Genomic DNA, 3,533 nt, shown 5'->3' on the forward strand with positions numbered 1-3,533 from the left:
TGGCGTGCACATCATCAACGCGCCGGACGTCGGCGTGCAGAGCGATAGCCCGACGACCCAGCGCCTCGATCTCCTTGACGGTCTGCGCGGTGAACTCGTCGGCGATGTCGACAACCGCGACGTGGGCGCCCGCTTTGGCCAGGGTGATCGCCGTCGCCTTCGGGATACCGCCGGCGCCGCCGGTGACCAGCGCCACCGCATCGGTCAGACCCAACAACTCCGCGGCGTGATCCGTGGTCATGGATGCACCTTTTTCTCAACCGCATTGGCGAGAAGCTCGCGGCGCAACACCTTGCCGGTCGCCGTGTAGGGTAGCTCCGATCGGAAGATCACCTCGTCAGGCGTGCGCGACGACCGCAACCGCGCCCTCACGAACGCGCGCAGATCTTCCGGATCGGGGTCGGCGCCGACCGCAGCGACGATCACCGCGACGATCCGTTCGCCCCACTCCTCATCGGGCGCACCGAGAACCGCGACCTGATCGACCGCAGGATGTTCGACCAGGACGTCCTCGACCTCTGCTGGCGCGATGTTCTCGCCTCCACGGATGATTGTGTCGTCGGCGCGTCCGTCGACGAACAGGTAGCCGTCGGCGTCGAGGCGGCCGCGGTCGCGAGTAGGGAACCACCTCTCGTCGTCGAGAACAGAACCGATGCCGTGGTATTCGCCTGACACTTGTGCACCCCGGACCCAGATCTCCCCCGTCTCGCCCGGGGCAAGCGGTTCGCCACGATCCCCGCGGACCTCGCACTGCACTCCGGGAACCATGCGGCCCACCGAACCGAGCCGCGCGACCGCCACCGGGTCATCGGCCAGCGCCGCGCGGTGGTCCTCCGGCCCCAACACCGCAATGGTGGAACTGGTTTCGGTAAGTCCGTACGCGTTGACGAAATCAACGCGCGGGAATGCGGCCAGCGCGGCGCGCAGTACGGCCGACGGCATCCGGGCGCCGCCGTACGCGATCGAGCGCAGCGCCGGGACGTCCGCGATGGCGCCGTCGAGTTCTGCGACGATGCGAGCCAGCATGGTCGGCACGACCATCGCGTGCGTCACCCAGTCGTCTCGGACAAGATCAAGCCACCCGCGCGGGCTGAAGTCCGGCAGATACGTCATCCGCCGACTGGCGTACAGATTGCTTAGCACTGAACCGACACCGGCGATGTGGTAGGGCGGCACGCTGACCAGGACCGCATCGTCCTCGCCGGCGGAGCCGAACTCTACGGTCTCCAGCACGTAGCTCAGCAGGTGGGAGTGCCGCAGCACCACGCCTTTTGGCTTCGAGGTGGTGCCGCTGGTGAACAGCATCACGGCCGGGTCGCTGTCGTCGACCGCAACGGGTGCCGCGGGTTCGGTGCCTAGCGCCAGGGTCAGCCAGTCCTCCGACAGCGCTGCGGCCGGCACCGCTTCGGCGAACGCGCGATCGGCCACCACGTAGGGCCGGTCCATCTCGGCGATCAACGCGTTCAGCTGGCCCGCCGAGAGCCGATAGTTCAGCGGTGTCAACGGAATTCCGGCCCGCGCCGCCGCGAACATCAAGGCGGGCAGGACTGGGCCGTTCAATCCGACGTAGGCGACGCTGCGTACACCCGCCCCGCGCAGCACGGCGGCGCCGCCAGCCGCGCCTCGGTCGAGCTCGGCCAAGGTGAGCCCTTCGGCACGTCCGCCAAGGGCGACCCTATCGGGCAGCGCACCGCAGGCCATGTCGAGGATGAGATCAATTCCCATGGCTACCTTCCGGTTCGGGCTCGACGTATGGCAAGGTGACCGCGCCCATGTCGTGAAACGCGACCCGCACCCGAAGTCCCACCCGCACACCCTCGACTCGGCAGCCGATCAAGTTGGTCAGAAGCGTGAAGCCCTCGTCGAATGCCACGATCACGACTGCGTAGGGCACAGTGAAGTCCGGTGTCTGCGGCCGCCATACGACGGTGTGGCTGTACACCTCGCCGTGGCCGTCGCTGACCTGCCAGACGAGGCCGTCGGCGCCACACGCCCTGCACGCCCACGCGGGGTCGAACTCGGCGTGCCCGCATGATGGGCACCGCTGGTAGCGCAGTTCTTTGGCGGCACAGCCATCCCAGAATGGCTGAGACACCGGTGTGGGCTCAGGCAGCGGAATACCGGGCCGCTGCGGCTCCAGGACTGTCGTCACGGGCGCTCACTCCCCAGCAACACGAGATCGGTGAACAGCGCTCCTGCGCCACCGTTGCTGCACAGCGCTACCTGGGCATCGGGGACCTGGCGGCTGCGGCATTGCTTCTGCAGCTGGTGCACACCGCGCGCGACCCGCTGGGTCAGCTGCACGACGCCGCCGCCATGGCTGTAGGACATCAAACCGCCGTCCGTCGTGATCGGGAATTGGCCGTCCGGCCCGATCCGGCCATCCATGATGAAGTCGCCGCCTTCGCCCTCCCCGCAGAACTCGAAAGCCTCGAATTGCCGCATGATTTCGAACGAGAACGGGTCGTACAGCTCGCAGACGTCCACGTCGGCGGGCCGCAGTCCCGCCATGGCAAAGGCGTTTCGGGCCGCGCGGCGGCCCACGTAGCCGTTCGGGATGTCGCTGCTGCGCCCGGTGAGGTCCCAACTCGGAGCGTGGCGGTAGGCGGGCCCAAGGGAGTCCAGTCCGCCGCCCAGGATGTACACGGCGCTGCCGGGGAAATCCGCGGCCCGTTCCGCGGTGGTGATCAGCAGGCCGCAACCGCCTTCGGAAGTCGTCGCACAGTCGAGCAGGCGGAATGGCTCGGTGACCATTCGCGATGACAGCACATCTGCCGGGGTGAAGGGGCCGCGGCCGTGATAGACCGCATCGGGGTTGACGTGCCCGTTATTGCGAATGGTGGCGGCCACCTCGGCCATTTGGAGGGCCATCTGCTCCTCGGAGGTGCCGTAACGATGCATGTGGCGCCTGGCGATCAAAGCGAATTCCGCTGCGGTATAAAGGCCGAACGGCACCACAAACTCGTTGGCAGGCCGTGTCCAGGGCGCGGTCGCGGTTCGCTGGGTATAGACCCCCGCCTCGCCGTCGGCCAGCAACACGGTATGCGCAAGGCCCGTCGCGACCAGGCTGGCCGCCTGGAGAACACCGGCGATCCCGCCCTTGGAGTTGGAGTTCCAGACCGGTCCGATGCCCAGTGCATAGATCAGTTCGGGGGCGTGCTTGCTGAACACGGCGTCGACTTCGGTGGCCGCCACATTGGCTTCGGCGAGTACGCCGCGCGCCGCGGCGAGCGTGATGGAGAACGCAGTGTGGCCTTCGAGCACCCGCGCTTGCAGGGTGTTGTATGCGGCGACGATGGCGACGTCACGAAAAGGATGCTGACTCATAAGTTATCCGGTCGTTCGCCGACGACACCGGAGCGCCTCAGCTCGGCGATCCACTCCGGAGTGAACCCTGCGACGCCGCGCAGTACCTCGTCGTTGTGTTGTCCGAGGGTGGGGGCCGGCCGCGTGAACCACGGCCGGCGACGGCCGGCCAGCCGCATCGGCAGACCCGGCAACCTGTGCGTACCGGCGATCGGGTGGTCGATGGT

Annotated in this window: 5 protein-coding genes; all 5 read right to left on the bottom strand. The window is 67.6% G+C overall.

Going from position 1 to position 3,533, the window contains the following annotated elements:
• Positions 1 to 241 (bottom strand): SDR family NAD(P)-dependent oxidoreductase (locus tag ACLP4W_RS08960; protein WP_442385790.1); only part of this gene is annotated, 241 nt, incomplete at its 3' end.
• Positions 238 to 1,725, bottom strand: coding sequence for a class I adenylate-forming enzyme family protein (locus tag ACLP4W_RS08965; protein WP_442385791.1), 1,488 nt, complete (start codon positions 1,723 to 1,725; stop codon positions 238 to 240). The genes ACLP4W_RS08960 and ACLP4W_RS08965, both read right to left, overlap by 4 nt.
• Positions 1,715 to 2,152, bottom strand: a complete 438-nt coding sequence (locus tag ACLP4W_RS08970; protein WP_442385792.1) for a Zn-ribbon domain-containing OB-fold protein — start codon at positions 2,150 to 2,152, stop codon at positions 1,715 to 1,717. Before ACLP4W_RS08970 ends, ACLP4W_RS08965 begins: the two co-directional genes overlap by 11 nt.
• Positions 2,149 to 3,327 (bottom strand): thiolase family protein, encoded by a 1,179-nt coding sequence (locus ACLP4W_RS08975; protein ID WP_442385793.1) that lies wholly within the window; start codon positions 3,325 to 3,327, stop codon positions 2,149 to 2,151. The genes ACLP4W_RS08970 and ACLP4W_RS08975 overlap by 4 nt, the downstream gene beginning before the upstream one ends.
• A partial coding sequence (locus tag ACLP4W_RS08980; protein ID WP_442385794.1) for a hypothetical protein occupies positions 3,324 to 3,533 on the bottom strand: 210 nt, incomplete at its 5' end. The genes ACLP4W_RS08975 and ACLP4W_RS08980, both read right to left, overlap by 4 nt.

It is taken from the genome of Mycobacterium sp. (genome assembly GCF_052145595.1).
In the GTDB taxonomy this organism is placed as follows: domain Bacteria; phylum Actinomycetota; class Actinomycetes; order Mycobacteriales; family Mycobacteriaceae; genus Mycobacterium.

Excerpts from the sequence above, each read along its gene's own strand:
- ACLP4W_RS08965 (WP_442385791.1), bottom strand. The coding sequence starts at position 1,725 with ATGGGAATTGATCTCATCCTCGACATGGCCTGCGGTGCGCTGCCCGAT.
- ACLP4W_RS08975 (WP_442385793.1), bottom strand. The coding sequence starts at position 3,327 with ATGAGTCAGCATCCTTTTCGTGACGTCGCCATCGTCGCCGCATACAAC.